Origin of the sequence: Streptomyces tubercidicus, assembly GCF_027497495.1 — a bacterium.
GTDB lineage: Bacteria > Actinomycetota > Actinomycetes > Streptomycetales > Streptomycetaceae > Streptomyces > Streptomyces tubercidicus.
This window is the reverse complement of the sequence record NZ_CP114205.1, coordinates 6,343,815-6,364,752: the sequence shown is the minus strand read 5'-3', so window position 1 is coordinate 6,364,752 and position 20,938 is coordinate 6,343,815. Positions and strand designations below refer to the sequence as shown.

The 20,938-nt window shown below is 73.4% G+C and carries 21 protein-coding genes and 1 riboswitch; of the genes, 10 read left to right on the top strand and 11 right to left on the bottom strand.

Features of this window, described 5'->3' with window-relative positions; translation table 11 throughout:
* The first annotated feature begins 279 nt into the window (after positions 1-279).
* The 5 genes from STRTU_RS27750 to STRTU_RS27730 all read left to right on the top strand — a co-directional run bounded on the left by STRTU_RS27750 (position 280) and on the right by STRTU_RS27730 (position 5,276).
* A complete protein-coding gene (locus STRTU_RS27750) occupies positions 280-1,311 on the top strand; it encodes a DEDDh family exonuclease (RefSeq protein ID WP_174878993.1) in 1,032 nt (343 codons plus the stop codon).
* Between the two features lie 63 nt (positions 1,312-1,374).
* Positions 1,375-1,608 (top strand): hypothetical protein, encoded by a 234-nt coding sequence (locus STRTU_RS27745; RefSeq protein WP_006606380.1) that lies wholly within the window; start codon positions 1,375-1,377, stop codon positions 1,606-1,608.
* A 158-nt stretch (positions 1,609-1,766) separates the two neighbouring features.
* A complete protein-coding gene (locus STRTU_RS27740) occupies positions 1,767-2,675 on the top strand; it encodes an SURF1 family cytochrome oxidase biogenesis protein (RefSeq protein WP_159747361.1) in 909 nt (302 codons plus the stop codon).
* A gap of 55 nt (positions 2,676-2,730) precedes the next feature.
* Positions 2,731-4,515, top strand: coding sequence for a glycoside hydrolase family 15 protein (locus STRTU_RS27735; protein ID WP_159747360.1), 1,785 nt, complete (start codon positions 2,731-2,733; stop codon positions 4,513-4,515).
* A 5-nt stretch (positions 4,516-4,520) separates the two neighbouring features.
* Positions 4,521-5,276, top strand: coding sequence for an SDR family oxidoreductase (locus STRTU_RS27730; RefSeq protein WP_159747359.1), 756 nt, complete (start codon positions 4,521-4,523; stop codon positions 5,274-5,276).
* Positions 5,277-5,329: 53 nt separating this feature from the next.
* On the opposite strand, the gene amaP is transcribed toward STRTU_RS27730, so the two are convergent.
* The 5 genes from amaP to STRTU_RS27705 are packed head-to-tail and all read right to left on the bottom strand — an operon-like array spanning position 5,330 to position 7,702.
* Positions 5,330-5,935, bottom strand: a complete 606-nt coding sequence (amaP, locus tag STRTU_RS27725) for an alkaline shock response membrane anchor protein AmaP (RefSeq protein ID WP_159747358.1) — start codon at positions 5,933-5,935, stop codon at positions 5,330-5,332.
* Between the two features lie 7 nt (positions 5,936-5,942).
* Positions 5,943-6,620, bottom strand: coding sequence for a DUF6286 domain-containing protein (locus STRTU_RS27720; RefSeq protein ID WP_159747357.1), 678 nt, complete (start codon positions 6,618-6,620; stop codon positions 5,943-5,945).
* Positions 6,617-7,009, bottom strand: coding sequence for a hypothetical protein (locus STRTU_RS27715; RefSeq protein WP_159747356.1), 393 nt, complete (start codon positions 7,007-7,009; stop codon positions 6,617-6,619). The genes STRTU_RS27720 and STRTU_RS27715 overlap by 4 nt, the downstream gene beginning before the upstream one ends.
* 6 nt (positions 7,010-7,015) lie before the next feature.
* Positions 7,016-7,210, bottom strand: coding sequence for a hypothetical protein (locus STRTU_RS27710; protein ID WP_159747355.1), 195 nt, complete (start codon positions 7,208-7,210; stop codon positions 7,016-7,018).
* A 36-nt stretch (positions 7,211-7,246) separates the two neighbouring features.
* A complete protein-coding gene (locus STRTU_RS27705) occupies positions 7,247-7,702 on the bottom strand; it encodes an Asp23/Gls24 family envelope stress response protein (RefSeq protein ID WP_159747354.1) in 456 nt (151 codons plus the stop codon).
* 219 nt (positions 7,703-7,921) lie between these two features.
* Between STRTU_RS27705 and STRTU_RS27700 the strand changes: the two genes are divergently transcribed.
* Positions 7,922-8,677, top strand: a complete 756-nt coding sequence (locus tag STRTU_RS27700; RefSeq protein ID WP_159747353.1) for a hypothetical protein — start codon at positions 7,922-7,924, stop codon at positions 8,675-8,677.
* A gap of 89 nt (positions 8,678-8,766) precedes the next feature.
* Here STRTU_RS27700 and STRTU_RS27695 read toward each other — a convergent pair whose 3' ends face one another.
* The 6 genes from STRTU_RS27695 to STRTU_RS27670 form a co-directional block, all read right to left on the bottom strand.
* Positions 8,767-9,546 carry an enoyl-CoA hydratase/isomerase family protein gene (locus STRTU_RS27695; RefSeq protein WP_159747352.1) on the bottom strand — a complete coding sequence of 260 codons (780 nt, stop codon included), beginning with the start codon at positions 9,544-9,546 and terminating at the stop codon, positions 8,767-8,769.
* Between the two features lie 113 nt (positions 9,547-9,659).
* Positions 9,660-9,881 carry a helix-turn-helix domain-containing protein gene (locus STRTU_RS27690; protein ID WP_176604217.1) on the bottom strand — a complete coding sequence of 74 codons (222 nt, stop codon included), beginning with the start codon at positions 9,879-9,881 and terminating at the stop codon, positions 9,660-9,662.
* Positions 9,882-10,215: 334 nt separating this feature from the next.
* Positions 10,216-11,814 (bottom strand): ribosomal protection-like ABC-F family protein, encoded by a 1,599-nt coding sequence (abc-f, locus tag STRTU_RS27685; protein WP_159747351.1) that lies wholly within the window; start codon positions 11,812-11,814, stop codon positions 10,216-10,218.
* Between the two features lie 393 nt (positions 11,815-12,207).
* On the bottom strand, positions 12,208-13,656 hold the full coding sequence (locus STRTU_RS27680; RefSeq protein WP_159747350.1) for a hypothetical protein: 1,449 nt from the start codon (positions 13,654-13,656) through the stop codon (positions 12,208-12,210).
* Between the two features lie 191 nt (positions 13,657-13,847).
* Entirely contained in the window at positions 13,848-14,975 is a 1,128-nt protein-coding gene (locus STRTU_RS27675; protein WP_159747349.1) for an alpha/beta hydrolase, read from the bottom strand.
* 102 nt (positions 14,976-15,077) lie between these two features.
* Complete coding sequence (locus tag STRTU_RS27670; RefSeq protein ID WP_174878992.1) at positions 15,078-15,746, bottom strand: class II aldolase/adducin family protein; 669 nt, start codon at positions 15,744-15,746, stop codon at positions 15,078-15,080.
* 301 nt (positions 15,747-16,047) lie between these two features.
* On the opposite strand from STRTU_RS27670, the gene STRTU_RS27665 reads away from it, so the two are divergent.
* The 4 genes from STRTU_RS27665 (at position 16,048) to STRTU_RS27650 (ending at position 20,905) form a co-directional block, all read left to right on the top strand.
* On the top strand, positions 16,048-17,319 hold the full coding sequence (locus tag STRTU_RS27665) for an inorganic phosphate transporter (protein WP_159747348.1): 1,272 nt from the start codon (positions 16,048-16,050) through the stop codon (positions 17,317-17,319).
* A 23-nt stretch (positions 17,320-17,342) separates the two neighbouring features.
* Entirely contained in the window at positions 17,343-17,579 is a 237-nt protein-coding gene (locus tag STRTU_RS27660) for a hypothetical protein (protein ID WP_159747347.1), read from the top strand.
* A gap of 196 nt (positions 17,580-17,775) precedes the next feature.
* Positions 17,776-17,925: riboswitch (cobalamin riboswitch) on the top strand.
* Between the two features lie 153 nt (positions 17,926-18,078).
* A complete protein-coding gene (locus STRTU_RS27655; protein WP_167539272.1) occupies positions 18,079-19,128 on the top strand; it encodes a cobalamin biosynthesis protein in 1,050 nt (349 codons plus the stop codon).
* Positions 19,129-19,333: 205 nt separating this feature from the next.
* Positions 19,334-20,905, top strand: coding sequence for a cobyric acid synthase (locus tag STRTU_RS27650; RefSeq protein ID WP_159749619.1), 1,572 nt, complete (start codon positions 19,334-19,336; stop codon positions 20,903-20,905).
* Positions 20,906-20,938: the final 33 nt, after the last annotated feature.

The following is a 20,938-nucleotide window of genomic DNA, read 5'->3' as shown; positions in this document are numbered from 1 at the left end:
TGCTTTCCTAAGGGGCCTGCTGTTTTTCCCCGCCGCGCGTGCCTGCTGTTTTTTCCCCGCCGCCCACCCCCCTTCGGGGGGTGGGCGGGTGAGGTGAGCACCCCCCGCAGTCCTGGGGTGGGCGGCTGAGGCCCCCGCCCCCGCACCCCCTCAAATCCCCCACACCCCCTCAACTCCCCCACCCACCCCCGAACTGCGGGGCCGACAGATGCCTGCCGGCTCCTGGGTGTTCCGACGCGGTTCGGTGGCTGTCGGTGGTGGCCCGTATCCTCAGGGACCATGCTCGAAGACCGCATGGCAGCAGCCGCCGACCCGATCGCGCCGAAGATCGGGCAGCAGCCGGGCCCGCAGACGCCGCCGGCTCCCTGGCCGTCCGCGTATCCGCAGGGATACGCGGTGGTGGACGTGGAGACCACGGGCCTGGCCCGCGACGACCGGATCATCTCGGCAGCCGTGTATCAACTCGACGCGCACGGCGAGGTCCAGGACCACTGGTACACCCTCGTCAACCCGGAGCGGGACCCGGGCCCGGTCTGGATTCACGGGCTCACGAGCGCCGTGCTCGCCGAGGCCCCGCTCTTCCCGGAGATCGTCCCGGAGCTGTCCCGCCGTCTGGCGGACCGGGTACTGGTCGCCCACAACGCCATGTTCGACTGGTCGATGATCGCCCGCGAGTACGCCCGCGCCGCGGCGACCGCCCCCGTGCAGCAGCGGCTGTGCACCATCGCGCTGTCCAAGGAACTGCGGCTGCCGCTGCCCAACCACAAGCTGGAGTCCCTCGCCGCCCATTACGGCGTGGTGCAGGAGCGCGCCCACCATGCGCTGGACGACGCCCGGGTGCTGGCCGAGGCGTTCCGTCCCAGTCTGCGGCGGGCCGCGCGGGAGAATCTGCGGCTGCCGCTGCTGAGCTGCCAGCCACTGACGGAGTGGTCGGACGCCCCGGCGCCCCGGCAGCATGCCGCCGCCTCGTCCTACCGCCCCACGACCTGGCGGCCGTCCCGTAAGCGCCCGGCGTGCCCGTACCCCAATCCGGGGCGCTACGAGTCCGGCGGCCGGCTCGTCCAGGGGATGCGGGTCGCGTTCTCGGGCGACACCTCCGTGGACCGGGAGCTGCTGGAGGACCGGGCGATCGAGGCGGGGCTGCATGTCGCCACGAGCGTGTCCCGGCTCACCAGCCTGGTGGTGACGAACGACCCCGACGCCCGGACGTCCAAGACCGCCAAGGCCGCCTCGTTCGGCACGGTCATGATCGACGAGGCGGCGTTCATGCAGCTGCTCCAGGACGTGGCCCCGGCGCCTGCGTCCGGGTGAAGCCCGTCCAACACACCCGTCGGCACCTCGCCGCGCGCGGACGGCGCCCGCACGCTGTGGCGCATGGCACGTTGTGAGGTCTGCGGAAACGAATACGGCATGACGTTCGAAGTGCATGCGCAGGGCGCGGTGCACGTCTTCGACTGCTTCGCCTGCGCCATCCACCGCATGGCGCCGATCTGTGAGCACTGCCGGTGCCAGATCATCGGGCAGGGCGTCGAGGCCGACCAGAAGTGGTACTGCGGCGCGCACTGTGCCCGCTCGGACGGCAGGGTGGGAATCGTCGACCGGGTCTGAGCCGGGCGCCGGACGGCGAACCGGCACGGGCGACGGCGGACCGCCACGGGCAGGCCCCGGCGGCCCACCCCCGGTCTCCTACCCCGGCCAACGCGGCACGGTGCCCCCAGGGGACCCCCAGCTCAGGCCCCCGGCCCCCCAGGGGTACCGTCAAGGCCGTGTACCGCTTCCTGTTGACCCGGCAGTGGGTGATCCTCACCCTCCTGGGTCTTGTGCTGATCCCCGTCATGATCAAGCTGGGTTACTGGCAGTTCCACCGCCATGAGCACAAGGTGGCGCAGAACCAGCTGATCGCGCGCAGCATTGCCGCCACCCCGGTTCCGGTCACCACACTGGCCGCCCCCGGCCGGGACCTGCCCCGGCGCGACATGTGGCACAGGGTCACCGCCACCGGCACCTACGACACCGCCCACGAGGTCGTGGTCCGCCAGCGCACCGCCGCCGACGAGCAGAGCATCGGCTACTACGTGCTGACCCCGCTGGTCCTCGGCAACGGGCAGGCCGTGCTGATCAACCGCGGCTGGATCTCGGCCGGCAACGACCTCACCAAGTTCCCGGACGTCCCGGCCGCCCCCCGGGGCAAGGTCACCGTCACCGGCCGGATGATGGCCGACGAGACCACCGCCGAGAGCGGCATCAAGGACACCAAGGGCCTGCCCGCCCGCCAGGTCATGCTGATCAACAGCGCGGAGCAGGCGAAGCGGGTCGGCCGGCCGGTGCTCGGCGGCTATATCGAGCAGAGCGCGCCGGAGCCGCCCGGCAATACGCCGGAGCTGGTCCCCGCGCCGGACCACGACTCCATCGGCCCGCACATGGCCTACGCCATCCAGTGGTGGCTGTTCGCCGCGGCGGTACCGGTCGGCTGGATCGTCCTGGTACGCCGTGAGCGCCGCGACCGGGCGACGGCCGCGGCGGAGGAGGCCGAGAAGGCCGAGAAGGCCGAAGCGGCCAGGGAGACGGAAGCCGCCGGAGCCGCGCGGGACGGCGGGCGGACTGCGGAACCCGCCGGTTCCGGGGAAACTGAGGCAGCCGGCGACGACGCGACGCCGGCCCCGGCCAACCCGTAGCCCGGACAGCCGTCACCACCGCGTAGCGCACCCTCCGGGCGGGAAGGGGCGCTGAGTGCACCCACGCATCGAGGACTATGCGCTCATCGGCGATCTGCAGACCGCCGCACTCGTCGGCCGCGACGGGTCCATCGACTGGCTGTGCCTGCCGCGCTTCGATTCCGGCGCCTGCTTCGCCGCGCTCCTCGGCGGCAAGGACAACGGCCACTGGAGCCTGGGGCCCCGGGACCCCGACGCCCGCGCCCAGCGCTCCTACCGCGGCGACTCGCTGATCCTCGACACCGTCTGGGAGACCCGCACCGGCAGCGTCCGGGTCACCGACTTCATGCCGCAGCGCGACCGTCAGCCCGATGTCGTGCGGATCGTCGAGGGCCTCAGCGGCAGCGTCGAGATGCGCGGGGTGCTGCGGCTGCGGTTCGACTACGGGCGGGTGGTGCCCTGGGTGCGCGCCACCGAGGGCTGCCGGGTGGCGATCGCCGGTCCGGACTCCGTATGGCTGCGCACCCCGGACCAAAGCACCACCTACGGCAAGGACTTCAGCACCCGTTCGGACCTCACGGTCGCGGCGGGCGAGCGCACCGCGTTCGTACTGACCTGGCACCCCTCCCATGAGCCCCGGCCGATTCAGATCGATCCGTTCGCGGCGCTCCAGGACGCCATGGACGACTGGCAGGCATGGTCCGCGCGCTGCCGCTACCAGGGGCCGTACCGCGAGGCCGTGATCCGCTCGCTGATCACCCTCAAGGCCCTCACCTACGCGCCCACCGGCGGCATCGTGGCGGCCCCCACCACCTCGCTGCCCGAGGAGCTGGGCGGCGTACGCAACTGGGACTACCGCTACTGCTGGCTGCGTGACGCCAGCCTCACCCTGAACTGCCTGCTGTCCGCGGGCTATCTGGACGAGGCCGGCGCCTGGCGGGACTGGCTGCTGCGCGCGGTGGCCGGCGCCCCCGACGATCTGCAGATCATGTACGGGCTGGCCGGTGAGCGGCGGCTGCCGGAGGCCGAGCTGCCCTGGCTGACCGGGTACTGCGACTCCGCGCCCGTCCGTATCGGCAACGCCGCCGTCGAACAGCGTCAGCTCGATGTCTACGGCGAGGTGCTCGACTCCTTCCATATCGCCCGCTCGTCGGGGCTGCCGGCCGAGCAGCACGCCTGGAGCATCCAGCGGGCGCTGGTGGACTACCTGGAGTCCAACTGGCGCGACCCCGACGAGGGGCTGTGGGAGATCCGCGGCCCGCGCCGGCACTTCGTGCACTCCAAGGTCATGGCCTGGGTCGCGGCCGACCGGGCGGTACGGGCGGTCGAGGCGTTCCCGAAGTTCGGCGGGGAGACCGACCGCTGGCGGGCGATGCGCGACGAGGTCCGCCGTGAGGTGTGCGAGCGCGGCTATGACGCCGACCGCGGCACCTTCACCCAGTTCTACGGCTCCAGGGAGCTGGACGCCGCGACCCTGCTGATCCCCCGGGTCGGCTTTCTGCCCGCGGACGACCCCCGGGTCCTCAGCACCATCGACACGGTGCGCCGGGAGCTGTCGCACGACGGTCTGGTACGCCGTTACAGCACCGAGGGCATCTCGGTAGACGGGCTGCCGGGCGGTGAGGCCACCTTCCTGGCCTGCTCGTTCTGGCTCGTCGACGCACTACAGCTGAGCGGCCGGCGGGACGAGGCGCAGGAGATGTTCGAACGGCTGCTGGGGCTGCGCAACGACGTGGGGCTGCTCTCCGAGGAGTACGACCCGGTCGCCCGGCGCCAGCTGGGCAACTTCCCGCAAGCCTTCAGCCACATCGGCCTGGTGGGGACCGCCTTCGGCCTCCAGGACGGGGCGGCGGCACACTAGGGGCCATGGATCTAGGACTCACCGACCGGACATACCTCGTCACCGGGGCGACCCGCGGCCTCGGCTTCGCCACCGCCCGTGAACTGGTCGCCGACGGCGCCCATGTCGTGATCACCGGACGCACCGAGGAGAGCGCGGCCGCGGCGGCCGCCTCCCTCGGCGAACGGGCCCTGGGAGTGGCGGCCGACAACGCCGACCCGGACACCCCCGACCGCCTCCTGGCGGCGGCCCGGGACCGCTTCGGCCGGCTGGACGGGGTGCTCATCAGCGTGGGCGGCCCGGCGCCCGGCACCGCCGCCGACAACACCGACGCCCAGTGGCAGGCGGCCTTCGAGTCGGTCTTCCTCGGCGCGGTACGGCTGGCCCGCGCGGCCGCCGCCGAGCTGACCGAGGGCGGGGTGATCGCCTTTGTGCTGTCCGGCTCGGTGTACGAGCCTATCGGCGGGCTGACCATCTCCAACGGGCTGCGCCCCGGTCTCGCCGGTTTCGCCAAGTCGCTCGCCAACGAACTGGGGCCGCGTGGCATCCGCGTCCTCGGTGTGCTGCCCGGCCGGATCGGCACCGACCGGATGACGCAGCTCGACGCGCTCTCCGGCGACCCCGAGGGCGCCCGCGCCCGCAACTGCGCCGCGATCCCGCTGGGCCGCTACGGAACGCCGGAGGAGTTCGGCAAGACCGCGGCCTTCCTGCTGTCGCCCGCCGCGTCCTACGTCAACGGGGTGATGGTGCCGGTGGACGGCGGGGCCCGGCACGGGTTCTGAGGCGGGGCGGGCGGCCCTCTGGGCGTGCCGGTGCGGCTCGCCGCCGTACGGCCCTAAGTGACCCGCTCGGGACGGTGCTTGACCGCGCGCAGCCGGACTTCGGCCGGCAGCCGGTCGAGCCCGGCCGAGCGGCGGGCGTGCGCCACCGCCTCGTCCGACAGCCGCCGGACGACGGTCCCCGGGTCGGCGTGCGGGGCGAGCGCCAGCACGGCCCGGATATGCGGTTCGCCCCGGCGGCCGGTCAGCAGCACACCGGCCCCGTCGACGCCTGCCAGCGCCTCCGATTCGGCCGTGAGGGCGGCCTCCAGCGCCCGGCCGCGCAGCTGGGCGCCCTCACCGTCGCCGCTGTCGACGAGGATCTCGTTCAGCCGGTGCCGCCGGAGCTGGGTCAGCAGCCACCACAGCATCAGCAGTACGAAGACGGCGAGCGCGGCGATGACGACGGGCCACCACCAGCCCTGGTCCGTCCATCGGGTGCGCTGCCGTGTGGGGAGCAGCACCTGGTCCGGGCGGGACCAGGGCCAGCCCGCGGGCAGTCCGAGGTGCCATTTCGCGGGCAGGCCGAGGCCGCCGAACAGCACCATGGCGCCCATGCCGAACAGCACCACACCGATCAGGCCGAGCAGCACCCGGTTGACCCTGCCGCGGACCCTGCGCATCGCTCGCTCACCTCTTCTTCGGGCGCCGGACGTGCACGGTCAGGCGGAGTGCGTGGGCCAGGCCCAGCTGCCGCAGCCCCGCGCCGAGCGAGGTGTCGAGGTCGGCGCGGACCTCGTCCAGTTCGCGGAAGTGCGAGACGGCGCGGACGGTGGCCTTACGGCGGCTGACGGCCACCCGTACGGACTGGACGCCGGAGACCTCCATGGCACGGTCGCGCAGCACCAGCGCGGCGGCCGCACGGTCCAGCCCGGCCCGGATGTCCGGTGCCGCCGGCCGCATCGGCAGCACCTGGCGCAGTCCGGGGGTGACGGCCGACACGACCAGCCAGATGCCGAGCACCACGGCGACCGCGGCGGGGCCCAGGACCCAGGGGTTGTCGAGGTGCCGGGTGGCCAGTTCGCGGGCCAGCCACCGGCGCCAGGTCATCGCGGGGCGGTGGGCGCGCGTCGCGGCCACGTCGTAGAGCAGCAGGCCGGCGGCGGCCAGCAGCACCAGCGCGACCAGGGCGGCCGGCACCCGGCGGGCCGACCGGAAGCGCCGTACCCGGCCGTGGCCGTCGGTGTCCGTCGCAGGGGTGTCCGTGGCCGGGGTGTCCGCGTCGGGCGGTGCCGTCCCGTCCGCCTCGCCCGGCGGCTTGTCGAGCGTGGGCAGCCGCCGGGTACGCTCCGCGTCCTCGTCGCTCATCGCACCCTCCCGCGGTCCGTACGGTCCAGCAGCGGGGAGTGCAGCCGCTCGACCTCCACCGCGACCTCGGGCACCGTCATGTTCGCCAACTCCGTGACCCGCTCGGTGACATGGCGGCGCACCACCCGGCACTGTCCGCCGATGTCGGAGGGGTAGCCCAGCTCCACGGCGATCCGCACCCGCGCCTCACCGAAGCGCTGCTGGTCGTCGCGCGGGTGGATGGTCACCGTCGCGTGGGCGTCCGTACGGGCGCGCGGGGACTCCTGGCGCAGCGCCTCCCGGGCGGCGCGTGCGGCGATCTTCGCCACCACCCGGTCGGCGATTCTGGTCGCGCCCCGCTCACCCGCCGGTACGGCGGTGGCAGCGGCGGGCGGGGACACCGTCGCCACCCGGCCTCACCGCCGCCGGTCGCGGTCGCCGCTGCGCTGACGGAAGAATTCGCCGGCTGTCACGTCCCCGTCGAGGAACCTGCCGGCCACGAACCCGATGGCGCCCAGCGCCGCCACCAGGATGAAAGCGCCGAAGCCACCGAAGAATCCGGCGAAGCCCAGCACCATGCCGGCCAAGAGGCCGGCCACAGCCATGCTCATCGTGCGCTCCTTCGCTGCCACTCCGGACGGGCCCGGCTACTGGAGCCGGGGCTCCGATTCCTCTTCTTCGTCTGCTTCGTCGGGCAGCTTGACGTCGCTGACCGCGATATTGACCTCGACGACCTCCAGGCCCGTCATCCGCTCCACGGCGGAGATGACGTTCTCCCGGACCGACCGGGCGACATCGGCGATGGCGACGCCGTAGTCGACCACGATCTCCAGGTCCAGCGCGGTCTGCACCTCGCCGACCTCGGCCTTGACGCCCTGGGTCGCGGACCGGCCGCCGCCGGGCACCCGGTCCCGTACGGCGCCGATCGTACGGGCGAGGCCGCTGCCCATGGCATGCACGCCGAGGACGTCCCGGGCCGCCAGACCGGCGATCTTCTCCACGACACCGTCGGCGATGGTGGTCCGCCCCCGGGTCGCGGGGTCGCCGCCACCCCGTTTGACGGGCGCCCTGGGTCCCTCTGCGTGCTGCTGGCTCTCGCTCATCGCCGTATCCCTTTCCGCGGGGAGAAGCGGTCCGCCCGCTCCGTTGCCCACAGTAGGCCCGGAATGTCCGGAATGCTCCGGGGGTGCGGCAAGCGAGTGCTCCATACGGCGCCGCCGGACCCACCGCCCTGCCGTGCGGGCGGGTGTGCGGCAGGCTGGGGGCGTGGTCCGGGACATCCGGGTGACGGCCCGTGGGCCTTCCGGGAAAGGGGTGACGCGGTGGCCGTGAACCAGTTGGCGCAGACAGTCCGGACGCAGCTCGGGATCGGCCGGCTGCTGCCGCTCGGCGGGCCCGCCGACGGGTCATGGATCACCGAGCAGGCGGCCGCCGGGGCGCTGCGGGCGGCCGCAGGGACACCGCCCGGGATCCGCATCGGCTCGCTGCGGCTGTCCGTCGCGGACCCCGGCCGGGCCCCGGAACCGACGGTGCCGGCGCCGCCGAGCGCCCTGCCGCCCGGCCCGCTGCGGATCGAGGCGGACTTCGCCGCGGTCGCCGACCGCCCGCTGCCCGTGCTCGCCGACCAGGTACGCGCGGCCCTGCTGGAGGCGTCGATCCGGGAGCTGGGGCTGGTGGTGGGCGTGGTGGACCTGCGGGTCAGCGGCCTGCTGGAAGCGGAAGAGGTGACGGCGCGGACCGCGCCATCCCGTACCGCGCCCCGGGGGGACGTGCCGCCCGCCGCGCCCCCAACGGGCGACCGGACCGGTGCCACTGACCGGGCCGGCGGGCCCCAGGAGGGTCCGGCAGGCATCGCCGCCGTCGCGCGGGGCGTCGCGGGCGTGGCCCGGCTGGCGCCGCTGCTCGGCGGACCGTCCCGTGCGGTCCGGCTGACGGACGGGCATGCGCTGATCCAGCTGGCGACCGCACCCGGCCACCGGGCGCTGGACGTCGCCTGCGCCGTACGGGAGGCGGTAACGGCCGCGCAGCCCGCCACCTCAACGGTCGCCGTGCTGGTCACGGCGGTGGAGGAGAGCTGACGAGCCGCCGGGCCGGGCATGCCTGTGGGCGCGCGGCCGGGCGGCTCCGGGTACGTGAACGCGAAACGGTCCCGTACCTCCGGCGGGTGCTACTCCCCCACGCCCGCGAGGTCACGCAGCCGGCGCGCCTGGGCGGCCCGTTCGGCGCGGCGCTGCTCCTCATACGTACGGCCCGCGGCGCCGGCCAGCAGGGCCTTGGTCTCGATGACGGCATCGCGCGGCGCGGCGGTGAGCGCGGCCGCCAAGTCGGCCACGGTGGCATCGAGTTGGTCGCCGGGCACCACAAGGTTGGCGAGGCCGATCCGCTCGGCCTCCTCGGCATGCACAAAGCGCCCGGTGGCGCAGATCTCCAGCGCGCGGGCGTAGCCCACCAGCCCGACCAGCGGGTGGGTACCGGTCAGGTCCGGTACGAGTCCCAGGCTGGTCTCGCGCATGGCGAACTGGACGTCCGGCGCGACCACCCGCAGATCGCAGGCCAGCGCCAGCTGGAAACCGGCACCGATGGCATGCCCCTGCACGGCGGCGATGGACACCAGGTCATTGCGCCGCCACCAGGTGAATGCTTCCTGGTACTCGGCGATGGTGGCGTCCAGTGCGCTGTCCGTGCCGCGCGCCAGATCGATGAACGACGGCTCGCCATCGAAGCCTTCGGGTGTGAACGCCTGACGGTCGAGGCCCGCGGAGAAGGACTGGCCCTCACCGCGCAGCACCGCGATCCGAACGTTTCCCGGCAGCAGCGACCCCGCTTCGGCAAGCGCCCGCCACATGGCGGGCGACTGCGCATTGCGCTTGGCCGCGTTGGCGAGGGTCACCGTGGCGATCGCACCGTCCACGGTGAGTCGCACACCGTCCTTGTCGAGCAGAGTCATCAGCGCCTCCGAGTCAGCCAGCCGCACCTGCGTGCGTAAGTGACTGCACGGTAACCTCCCGGTCGACTGCTGCGTCGACCGGGGGGACACCGCTGCACCCGGAGTCGCGGCCGTCAGGCCGATGTGGCCTTCTTGCCCCTCGTGGCTCCGCCGCGACCGCGCAGGACCACACCGGATTCGCTGAGCATCCGGTGCACGAATCCGTAGGAGCGGCCGGTTTCCTCGGCCAGCGCCCGGATGCTCGCACCGGAGTCGTACTTCTTCTTCAGGTCTGCCGCGAGCTTCTCGCGCGCGGCGCCGGTTACCCGGCTGCCCTTCTTCAGAGTCTCGGCCACCCGTGCCTCCTCGTGGGAAGTGCGCTCTGGACTCTCATGATCACCCCTCCCCGGCTTCCTGGCCACCCATTCCGCAAGGTCGATACGACATCGTTTGCATGCGGACGCCCGTTCATACGGGCCGGAACCCCTGATTCCGACAGTGCCGGAGGCCGCCCGCGGCCGGCCGCCCGCGAGAAGTGGCAGGTCAGGTGGTGTGTGGCCGAAAAGGCGACGGCCGGGCCCCCAGGACCCGGCCGTCGCCGCAGACTCGCCGGTGTACGAGCCGTTCTCACTCAGATGATGGATCACACATCGGCCGAATGATCCATACGGCATGATCCATCCGCCGCGGTCAGGCCAGCGCGACCAGATCCGCGTAGTCCTGGCCCCACAGGTCCTCGACGCCGTCGGGCAGCAGGATGATGCGCTCCGGCTGCAGCGCGTCCACCGCTCCCTCGTCGTGGGACACCAGGACCACCGCGCCCGTGAAGGTGTGCAGCGCGCCGAGGATCTCCTCGCGGCTGGCCGGGTCGAGGTTGTTGGTGGGCTCGTCGAGCAGCAGCACATTGGCCGAGGAGACGACCAGCGTCGCCAGGGCCAGCCGGGTCTTCTCGCCGCCGGAGAGCACCCCGGCGGGCTTGTCGACATCGTCGCCGGAGAACAGGAACGAGCCCAGCGTCTTGCGGATGGCGACCAGGTCCATGTCCGGGGCGGCCGAGCGCATGTTCTCCAGGACCGTACGGTCCGGGTCCAGGGTCTCGTGCTCCTGGGCGTAGTAGCCGAGCTTGAGGCCGTGGCCGGGGCGGACCTCACCGGTGTCCGGGGTCTCGACACCGGCCAGCAGCCGCAGCAGGGTGGTCTTGCCCGCACCGTTCAGGCCCAGGATGACGACCCGGGAACCCTTGTCAATGGCCAGATCGACGTCGGTGAAGATCTCCAGCGAGCCGTAGGACTTCGACAGGCCCTCGGCGGTCAGCGGCGTCTTGCCGCACGGCGCCGGGTCCGGGAAGCGCAGCTTGGCGACCTTGTCGGAGGCGCGCACCGCCTCCAGGCCGGCGAGCAGCTTGTCGGCGCGCTTGGCCATGTTCTGCGCGGCGACGGTCTTGGTGGCCTTGGCCCGCATCTTGTCGGCCTGGCTGTTGAGGGCCGCGGCCTTCTTCTCGGCGTTCTGCCGCTCGCGCTTGCGGCGCTTCTCGTCGGCCTCGCGCTGCTGCTGGTAGAGCTTCCAGCCCATGTTGTAGATGTCGATCTGCGAGCGGTTGGCGTCGAGATAGAACACCTTGTTGACGACGGTCTCGACCAGGTCGACATCGTGGGAGATCACGATGAAGCCGCCGCGGTAGGTCTTGAGGTAGTCGCGCAGCCAGACGATGGAGTCGGCGTCGAGGTGGTTGGTCGGCTCGTCGAGCAGCAGGGTGTCGGAGTCCGAGAACAGGATCCGGGCCAGCTCGACGCGGCGGCGCTGACCACCGGAGAGGGTGTGCAGCGGCTGGCCGAGGATGCGGTCGGGCAGGCCGAGGCTGGCGGCGATGGTCGCGGCCTCCGCCTCGGCGGCGTACCCGCCCTTGGTCAGGAACTCGGTCTCCAGGCGCTCGTACTTCCGCATCGCCTTTTCGCGGGTGGCGCCCTTGCCGGTGGCCATCCGGTCCTCGTTCTCGCGCATCTTGCGCAGCACGGTGTCCAGATCGCGGGCGGACAGGATGCGGTCGCGGGCGAGGACGTCCAGGTCGCCGGTGCGCGGGTCCTGCGGCAGATAGCCGACGTCGCCGCCGCGGGTGACCGTACCGGAGGCGGGGATGCCCTCACCGGCCAGCACCTTGGTCAGCGTGGTCTTGCCGGCGCCGTTACGGCCGACCAGGCCGATGCGGTCGCCCTTGGCGATACGGAAGGAAGCGGACTCGATGAGAATGCGGGCGCCGGCACGCAGCTCAAGGCCGGAGGCGGTGATCACGGAAAAACTCCAGGGCAGGAAGACGGCGGATTGGACGGACGGTCCGAGAGCGGGCTACGCCGTCTAATGAACCCAAGGGAGAACTGCCATACGAGGCAGTCTAACGGGCCGGGGCAAGTAGTTTTTCCCGCCCATGTCACGGTGCACCCGACCAGCCACATACACCCCCACCGGCCTCTCCCTCACCCCCAACGGGAGGGGACGGGCCGGAGCGGGTGGGTGTCCGGACGTAAAGCGCAGCAGTCCGGACACCCACCCGCGGAGGTCCGTCACCGCACCCCGACAGCCCCGCGCAGCGGACCCGGCCCGCCGCAGGCGCAACGGCGGGGGCACCGCGAAGCGGGCCACAAACGGCGAGCAACAACCACGGCGGGACAGCCGAAAACGTGGGAATCAGACCCCACCCGTGTGGACTTGGAACGCCGCCCGCCGCACGGCCTTCGCGAGGGCCGGGTCCGGGTGGGCCGCGGCCAGGGCGACCAGTACCTGGACCGTCCGGGGGTGTCCGACGGCGCGGACCTCCTCCAGGAGGCGGGGGACCGAGCCCTGGACCGCCGAGTCGAGGTGCCGTACGAGCAGCTGGGTCTCGCCGTGGTCGGCGACGGCGGCCGCCGTGTCGACCCACAGCCAGGTCGATTCCTCGCGGGTGAGCACGTCGGGCGCGGTCTCCGGGTCGCCGCCCTCGTGCTCGACCAGCCACAGCAGGGCGTACGGCCGCAGGCCCGGTTCGTCGGCGGCGGCCCGCACGGCGGCCTCGGCCGGTGCGCCGACGGCCCGCAGCGCCTCGAAGGCCAGGCCGCGCAGCAGCGCGTCCTCGCCGCGGGCCACGGTCAGCAGCTCCTCGACGGCCGCGCCGACGGAGCGGGCGGCGAGCCAGGCGCGGTATTCGGCGCGGGCCGGTCCCGGGGTGAGCCGGGCGCAGCCGCGGAGCATGGCCTCCGCGGCCTGCTCGATGTTGCCGGCCGGGCTCTGTGCGGCCACACAGATCTGCTCCAGCTTGACCCACACCGACCAGTTGCCGAGCGGTGTCAGCTGGGCCTCGGCCGCTTCGTGCGCGGCCTCGGCGCCGTCCGGCGGTACCAGTGCGCCCACGGTCCGCAGGGCGTCCAGCGCCCAGTCCAGCAGCGCGGCCAGCGACGCCCCCGCGGCGTCGCCGGCGGCGGCCGCGGCATCGTCGGCGCCGCCCGGGGCCGCCGGGTCCTGGCCGTAGGGGACCTCGCAGCGTTCGGTGCGCAGTTCGGCGACGCGCTGGTCGAGCATGTCGAGCAGCACCGGCAGCCGCACCGGTCCGGCCGACAGATGCAGCAGGGACAGCAACTGCGGCAGTGCTTCGACGACTTCGGCGACTATCGCGGGGCCGGCGCCGGCCGGTGCGGGGCGGGCCAGCGACCAGGCGTCGAAGAGCGCGACCCAGCCGCGCAGTACGGCGGTGTCGTCGCGGTCCCAGGCCCGCAGCCGCCAGCCGGGGCGGGCGAGGCCGTCGTGGAGTTCGACGAGGCCGGCCAGCCGGGCCCGGTCCCAGTCGGTGCGGACCTGGTGCGGCGTCAGGCCCAGGGCTTCGGCGGCACGTTCCGCGGCGGCCTTCGGCAGCGCTCCGTCGGGGCCGGCGCGCAGGCTGCCGCCGGCGGCGCCGGCACCGACGCTGTCGGCCCAGCGGGCGAGCCGGGCGGCGCCGGCCAGCACGGCGCGGGCCTGGCGGGCCAGTTCCGCGGGCGGCGGCGTGCCCTCGGGTGGGCGGGGCGCCGGGCGCTTGGCCCGGGTTGTCACCGCCCGGCGGGCGGCCGCAACCGGTTGACGGGGGACGAGTCGGAGCCGGGAGTCGCGCGGGGTACGGGACGTCACAGGAGCAGTGTTGCCGCTGTCGGCCCGAAAGCCCAATCGGAACCCGGCTTGCGATCTGCCGTGGCCACGTCATCTCGCCGACGCATCCCTGATGAGGGGAGTTGTCCCCCCGTATGCCGGGGAGTCGTCGGGGCGCCGGGCCCGGTGGCGGGGGGGCGGCCGGTGGGCGACGGCGAGGGGCCGGGCCGGGGCTACATGAGCGGGGTGAGGAAGCGCCGCAGCGCCTCTTCGTAGCCCGAGGGGTCGGCGTTCCACATCGCGGCGTGCGGGGCGTGCGGGACCGCTTGCAGCGTGATCAGGTCGGCCCGGCGGGCGGCGAAGGAGCGGGACGCCGACCAGGGGGCGATCAGATCGTCGGGCCCGTGGAAGAGCAGGGTGGGGATCTCCAGCTCGTCCGGGTCGATGGCGTCGGCGGGATGGCCCATGGGCACGCCGGTGCTGCCCTCGGCGGCACGTACCACCAGGGGCAGCAGGGCGCGCGGGACCCGCCGGGCGGTGGCCAGTGCGCGGACCGTGGCGTTCCGGTCGAGGACCGGGGAGTCCAGGACGAGGCCGCTGATCCGGTCGCGCAGCGCGGAGCGGGTGGCGGCGCGCAGTGCCATGGTCGCGCCGGTGGACCAGCCGTGGAGGACGACGTTCCGGGCGCCGTGGCGCAGGGCGTAGCGGATCGCCGCGTCCAGGTCGCGCCATTCGGTGCCGCCGAGGTGGTTGACGCCGTCGTAGGTGCGCGGGGCGCCGGGGTCGTTGCGGTAGGACAGGTCGAGGACCGGCAGCCGGTGGCGGTGCAGGAACGGCATGACCACCATGGGGTGTTCGCGGGTGGTGCCCAGACCGTGTGCGGTGATGACCCAGGTGTCGCGGACGCCGGGGACGAACCACGCCGGGAGGGCGCCGAGTTCGCCGGGGATGTCGACATCGGCGCAGTCGAGGCCGAGGGCGTGGCGGGGGTTGCCGAGGTGCACCTGCGGGGTGAGCCACATCCGGTTGCCCGGCCCGAGGGTGCCATGGGTGACCCGTATCAGGCGGCGGACGACCGCGTCGGCGGGATGCGGGATGCCGTGGACGACATCGCCGACCACCGCATGGCAGCCGGAGCCGGTGAGCCCGTAGGTGCCGGGCCGCAGGGACGCCAGGCTGCGGGTGAGGGCGATGCGCTCCTCGGTGGCGGTGTGCACGGTGAGCCGGGAGTCGCCCGGGAAGGGCTGGTCCGGCGCCGGTTTCAGGGCAATGTCACTCGCGTACCGGCCGACCGCCACGGCGGCCGCCCCGGCACCTATCACGGTGATGGCGGCGACGGCCGCCGCAGTACCCAGGCGCACCTCACCAGTGTGCGCAGCGGTGCCGGGCGCGGCCACCGGGCGGAGTCGGCCGGGTGACCGGCCGGTGCCCGCCCGGCTCCGGGGCGGGTGTGGGGCGGGTGTTCAGCCCTGGTGGCGGTCCTGCTGGCCGTAGCCGCGCAACCGGCCGGCGGCCGCGTCGAGCTGGCTGGGGGACAGCAGGTTCGGCGTACGGCCCGGTACGGAGCTGGCGCTGAGCCACACCCGGCACATCCATTCCAGCTGGGCGGTGCGGTCCAGCGCCTGGTCGAGGCTGTCCCCGTAGGCGAGGGTGCCGTGGTTCTGCAGCAGACAGCCGGTGCGGTCGCGGAGCGCCTCCTCCATGTGCGCGGCCAGCTCGTCGCTGCCGTACAGGGCGTACGGGGCGACGCGGACGGGGCCGCCGAGTGCCGCGGTCATGTAGTGGATGGGCGGGAGTTCGGCGACGAGGGTGGAGACGGCGGTGGCGTGCGGGGCGTGGGTGTGGACGACGGCGGTGGCGGTGGTGCTGCGGTAGACCGTCAGATGCATCGGGAGTTCGCTGGTCGGCCGGAGCGTGCCGATGATCTGGCGGCCTTCGAGGTCGACCGCGGTGGTGTCGGCGGGCCCGAGCCGGTCGTAGGGGACACCGCTGGGGGTGACCAGGACCAGGTCCCTGATGCGGCGCGAGACATTGCCCGAGGTGCCGACGACCAGGCCGTCGGTGACCGTTCTGCGGGCGGTGGCGACCAGTTCGCTCCAGGCGGCGGCGAGGTCGTCGGGGCGGTCCTTCATGGATCCTCCGGCGCGGTGCGGCGAAAGCGGATGCGGTGCGCGACACCGTACGCGGGCCGGGGCACCGTAAGCCGGGGATCCGTCCGCACGGTAGCCGCCATACGGGGACAGCCGCGTCCGTGACGGATCGGCGGCCCAGCGCAGGAAGTTGGCCAACGGGTGAGGCGGAGGTGACGCGGGAGGCGCCTCCGCGTGAACACTGCGGTGACGTCACCACCAGGCCCGTCCGTGTTCACTTTCCGTTCACCCGCTCTCCGTACGTTCTCAGCGACACTGACCTTCGAACTGATTGCCTGGGTGAATGGAACACATCACGCTTCTCATCGGGATCGTGATCGTCACGGCCTTGGTGTTCGACTTTACGAACGGCTTCCACGACACGGCCAACGCGATGGCCACCACCATTTCCACCGGGGCATTGCGACCCAAGACCGCGGTGGCGATGTCGGCAGTCCTCAACCTTGTCGGCGCGTTTCTGTCCGTGGAGGTGGCCAAGACCATCTCCGGGGGGATCATCGATGAGAGTGCCGGCATCAGACCTGAAGTGATCTTCGCCGGCCTGGTCGGCGCGATCGTCTGGAACCTGCTGACCTGGCTCGCGGGTCTGCCCTCCAGCTCTTCCCACGCCCTCTTCGGCGGTCTGATCGGCGCGACCCTGGTGTCCGTCGGCACCAACGGCGTGCACGGCGACGCGGTCGTGATGAAGGTTCTGATCCCGGCGGTGGCCGCCCCGATCGTCGCCGGCCTGGCCGCGATGGCGGCGACCCGGCTCACCTACCGGCTGACCCGCAACCACGACGAGGCGGACACCGCCAAGGGTTACCGCGCGGGGCAGATCGCCTCCGCCGCCCTGGTCTCCCTCGCCCATGGCACCAACGACGCGCAGAAGACGATGGGCGTGATCACCCTCGCGCTGATCACCGGCGGCGTGGTCGCCCCGCACGCCGACCCGCCGCTGTGGGTCATCGCCTCGGCCGGTCTCGCCATCGCGCTCGGCACGTACCTGGGCGGCTGGCGGATCATCCGCACGATGGGCAAGGGCATCACCGACATCCAGCCGCCGCAGGGCTTCGCCGCCCAGACCGGCGCCGCCGCCACCATCCTGGCCTCCTCCCACCTCGGCTTCGCGCTCTCCACCACCCAGGTCTGCTCCGGCTCCGTGATGGGCTCCGGCCTGGGCCGCAAGGGCGGCGTGGTGCGCTGGTCCACGGCCGGCCGGATGGTCCTCGCCTGGGGCCTGACGCTGCCGGCCGCCGGTGCGGTCGCGGCGGGCGCCGCGCTCCTCGCCGACCAGGGCGACTGGGGCGTGGCGGCGGTGGCGGTCCTCGGACTCGGCATCTGCGGCGCGATCTGGGCCGCCTCCCGGCGCAAGCCGGTCGACCACACCAACGTCAACGAAGGTCCGGCGGCGGAGCCGGCCGGCGTGGTGACCGCCGCGCTGCGCAGCGTCTCCCCTCCCCCGGCGGGCCAGACGACCACGGTGAGCGGGGAATCGCCCGCGACCCCGGCCCAGGCGGCCGACTCCGCCACGACCACCGCCCCGCGCGCCAAGGCCGCGACGGTCTCCCGCTAGCTGTCATCACCTAAAGGAACTCCATGAGCATCGACTGGGCAGCTCTCGGCCAGGTCTTCGGCGTCACCCTCGTGGTGACGGTCGGGATCGTGGGCCTGTTCACCGTCGGCATCGCCGGTACGTCCCGTAAGGCCGTCCAGGAAGGTGCGGCGGCCACGGTCGCCGCGCCGGGTGCGGGCGCACGGGCCGGCGCGATGGCCGCCTTCGGCCTCTGCGCGGCGGCGGTGGCCTATGGCATCTATCTGATCGTGGCCGGCTGACACCGCCGCCACGACGGACCGGGCGAGGCGCCCGGTGGACCACGGCATCGGCCGTCGTCCGCCGGGCGCCTCGTTCGTCACCCGCGCTGTGCGGTGCGCCACAGGGTCGCCGCCATGGGGCAGCGTCGCAGGTCAAGGGTGAGTTGACGGGCATTCGCGGGGCGTGGTGGACTGCCGGAGCCATTCGGCGACAGCTGAGGAAGTCCGGTGCGAATCCGGCGCGGTCCCGCCACTGTCACCGGGGAGCGTTCCTCCAGCGAAGGCCACGGTCCGCCTCGCATACGTCGGATGACGTACGCGGGACCGGAAGGCCGGAGGACACGCCGATCCGGGAGCCAGGAGACTCTGGTCGCCGTCACGTCGAGCCAGGGCGCGGACCCTGAGTGAGGACATACCGCCATGCCCGGCAGCCCCGTGAGACCTCCACTGCCCGCTGCCGCAGGGCCCCTTCGGGGCCGGGCAGCACGTCACGGACATGCCCTGACGGCGGTCTGATCCGGTGCGCGGCGAACACGCGGCATATGCGTGCGGCGCGGCCCTCGGCTTTCTCGGCGACCTGATAGCGGCGGATCCCCGGCGCGGCCACCCGGTGGCCGCGTTCGGCCGGGCCGCGGGCGCCGTCGAGCGCCGGCTGTGGCGCGATCACCGCGGTTACGGGGCGGCGCATGCCGTGCTGTGCGCGGGCGGGGCCGCCGCCGGTGCCGCGCTGCTGGAGCGCGCCGTGCGGGGCTCGGCTTCCGCTTCTTTGCTGTCGCTCCGTGGTGGCGCTGGGGTCGCGCTGACCGCGGCGACGGTCTGGGCCGTACTGGGCGGCACCTCGCTCGGCCGGGAGGCGCGGGCCGTCGGCGGGGCGCTGTCGGCGGGTGACCTGGACGTGGCGCGGGAGCGGCTGCCGCATCTGTGCGGGCGCGATCCGCAGGCGCTGGACGGGCCGCAGATGGCCCGTGCGGTGGTGGAGTCGGTCGCCGAGAACACCTCCGACGCGGTGGTCGGCGCGCTGGTGTGGGGCGCGCTGGGCGGGGTGCCCGGTCTGGTGGCGTTCCGCGCGGTGAACACCCTGGACGCGATGGTCGGCCACAAGTCGCCGCGCTACCGCCGCTTCGGCTGGGCCGCGGCCCGGCTCGACGATCTCGCCGGCTGGCCCGGCTCCCGGCTGACCGCCGCGCTGACCGTGCTCGCGGGCCCCGACCGGCGCGGTGCGCTGCGGGCCCGGCGGGCGGACGGCGGTGCGCATCCGAGCCCCAACGCGGGCCCGGTGGAAGCCTCGTTCGCGGGTGCGCTGGGCGTACGGCTGGGCGGCACGCTGGCGTACGGCGGGCGGGTGGAGCACCGTCCGGTGCTCAACGGCGGGGCGCGGCCGGTGGCTGTGGACGACATCGAACGGGCGGTGCGGCTCTCCCGCCGGGTGAGCGTGCTGGCGCTGGCGACGACGGTGGCGGCGCGGCTGGCGGCCGGCGCTGCGCGGGCGGCGGTGGCTCGGGGGGCGGTTGCTCGGGGGGCCGGGGCTCGGGTGGCCGGGGGGCGCGGGCGTGAGGCGGCCGCGGTATGAGGCCGTCCGTTTTTTCCCCGCCGCCCACCCCCCTTCGGGGGGTGGGCGGGTGTAGTGACCCGAAGCGCACGAGGAGGTCCCGGTGAACGGGCGGTTGAAGGCAGCCGGCGGGGCGGTCGGCGGTGGGTCCCCCCAGGGCGTCAGTGACGGATCCGGCGAGGCCGTCAGCGGTGGTTCGGGCGGGACGGTCGGCGGTGGTGGCCTGCTGGCGGACGGGGCCTTCGGCCGTAGTTCGGGCGGGGCCCTCGGCGGCGGCCTGCTGGTGGCCGGTACGACGTCCGACGCCGGTAAGAGCGTGGTGACGGCGGGCATCTGCCGCTGGCTGGTCCGGCAGGGCGTCAAGGTGGCGCCCTTCAAGGCACAGAACATGTCGCTGAACTCGTTCGTCACGCGCGAGGGCGCGGAGATCGGCCGGGCGCAGGCGATGCAGGCCGCCGCGGCGCGGGTGGAGCCGACCGCGCTGATGAACCCCGTACTGCTCAAGCCGGGCAGCGACCGCAGCAGCCAGGTGGTGCTGCTGGGCAAGCCGGTGGGGGAACTCAGCGCCCGGGGCTACCACGCGGGCCGCCAGGAGCAGTTGCTCGGGACGGTGACCGACTGCCTCCAGGAGCTGCGGCGTACCCATGACGCGGTGATCTGTGAGGGCGCCGGCAGCCCCGCCGAGATCAATCTGCGGCGGACCGACATCGTGAACATGGGTATCGCACGGGCCGCCCGTATCCCGGTGGTCGTGGTCGGCGACATCGACCGCGGCGGGGTGTTCGCCTCGTTCTTCGGCACCACCGCGCTGCTGTCCAAGGAGGACCAGGCGCTGGTCGCGGGCTATCTGGTCAACAAGTTCCGGGGCGATGTGACGCTGCTGGAGCCGGGGCTGGAGATGCTGCGCGGCCTCACGGGGCGGCAGACGCTGGGCGTACTGCCCTTCGCGCACGGGCTCGGCATCGACGAGGAGGACGGCCTGAGGGTGTCGCTGCGCGGTGCGGTGCGCGAGAGCACGGTGGCTCCGCCGCACGGTGCGGAGGTGCTGCGGGTGGCGGTCTGCGCCGTCCCGCTGATGTCGAACTTCACGGACGTGGACGCGCTGGCCGCCGAACCGGGCGTGGTGGTGCGGTTCGTGGACCGGGCCGAGGAACTGACCGACGCGGACCTGGTGGTGCTGCCGGGGACCCGGGGCACCGTCCGGGCGCTGGCCTGGCTGCGGGAGCGCGGCCTGGCGGACGCGATCGCCCGCCGGGCCGCCGAGGGCCGCCCGGTACTGGGCATCTGCGGCGGCTACCAGATGCTGGGCGAACGCATCGAGGACGACGTCGAGTCGAAGGCCGGCGTGGTCGACGGGCTGGGGCTGCTGCCCGTACGGGTGCGGTTCGCGGTGGAGAAGACCCTGGCGCGGCCGGCCGGTGAGGCGCTGGGCGAGCCGGTGGAGGGGTACGAGATCCACCACGGCGTCGCCGAAGTGACCGGCGGCGACGAGGTGTTCATGTCCGACGGCTCCGGGCAGGGTCTGGACGGCTGCCGGGCCGGCTCCGTATGGGGCACGCACTGGCACGGCTCGCTGGAGAGCGACGGTTTCCGCCGGGCGTTCCTGCGGCGGGTCGCGGCGGACGCGGGCCGGGCGTTCGTCCCCGCGCCGGACACCCGTTTCGGGGTGCTGCGGGAGGAACAACTGGACCGGCTGGGCGATCTGATCGAGGAGCACGCGGACACGGACGCGCTGCTGCGGCTGATCGAGGAAGGGGTGCCGACGGCGCTCCCGTTCATACCCCCGGGAGCGCCGTGAGGGGTACGCACCCGATGAATCCGGAGCTCGACG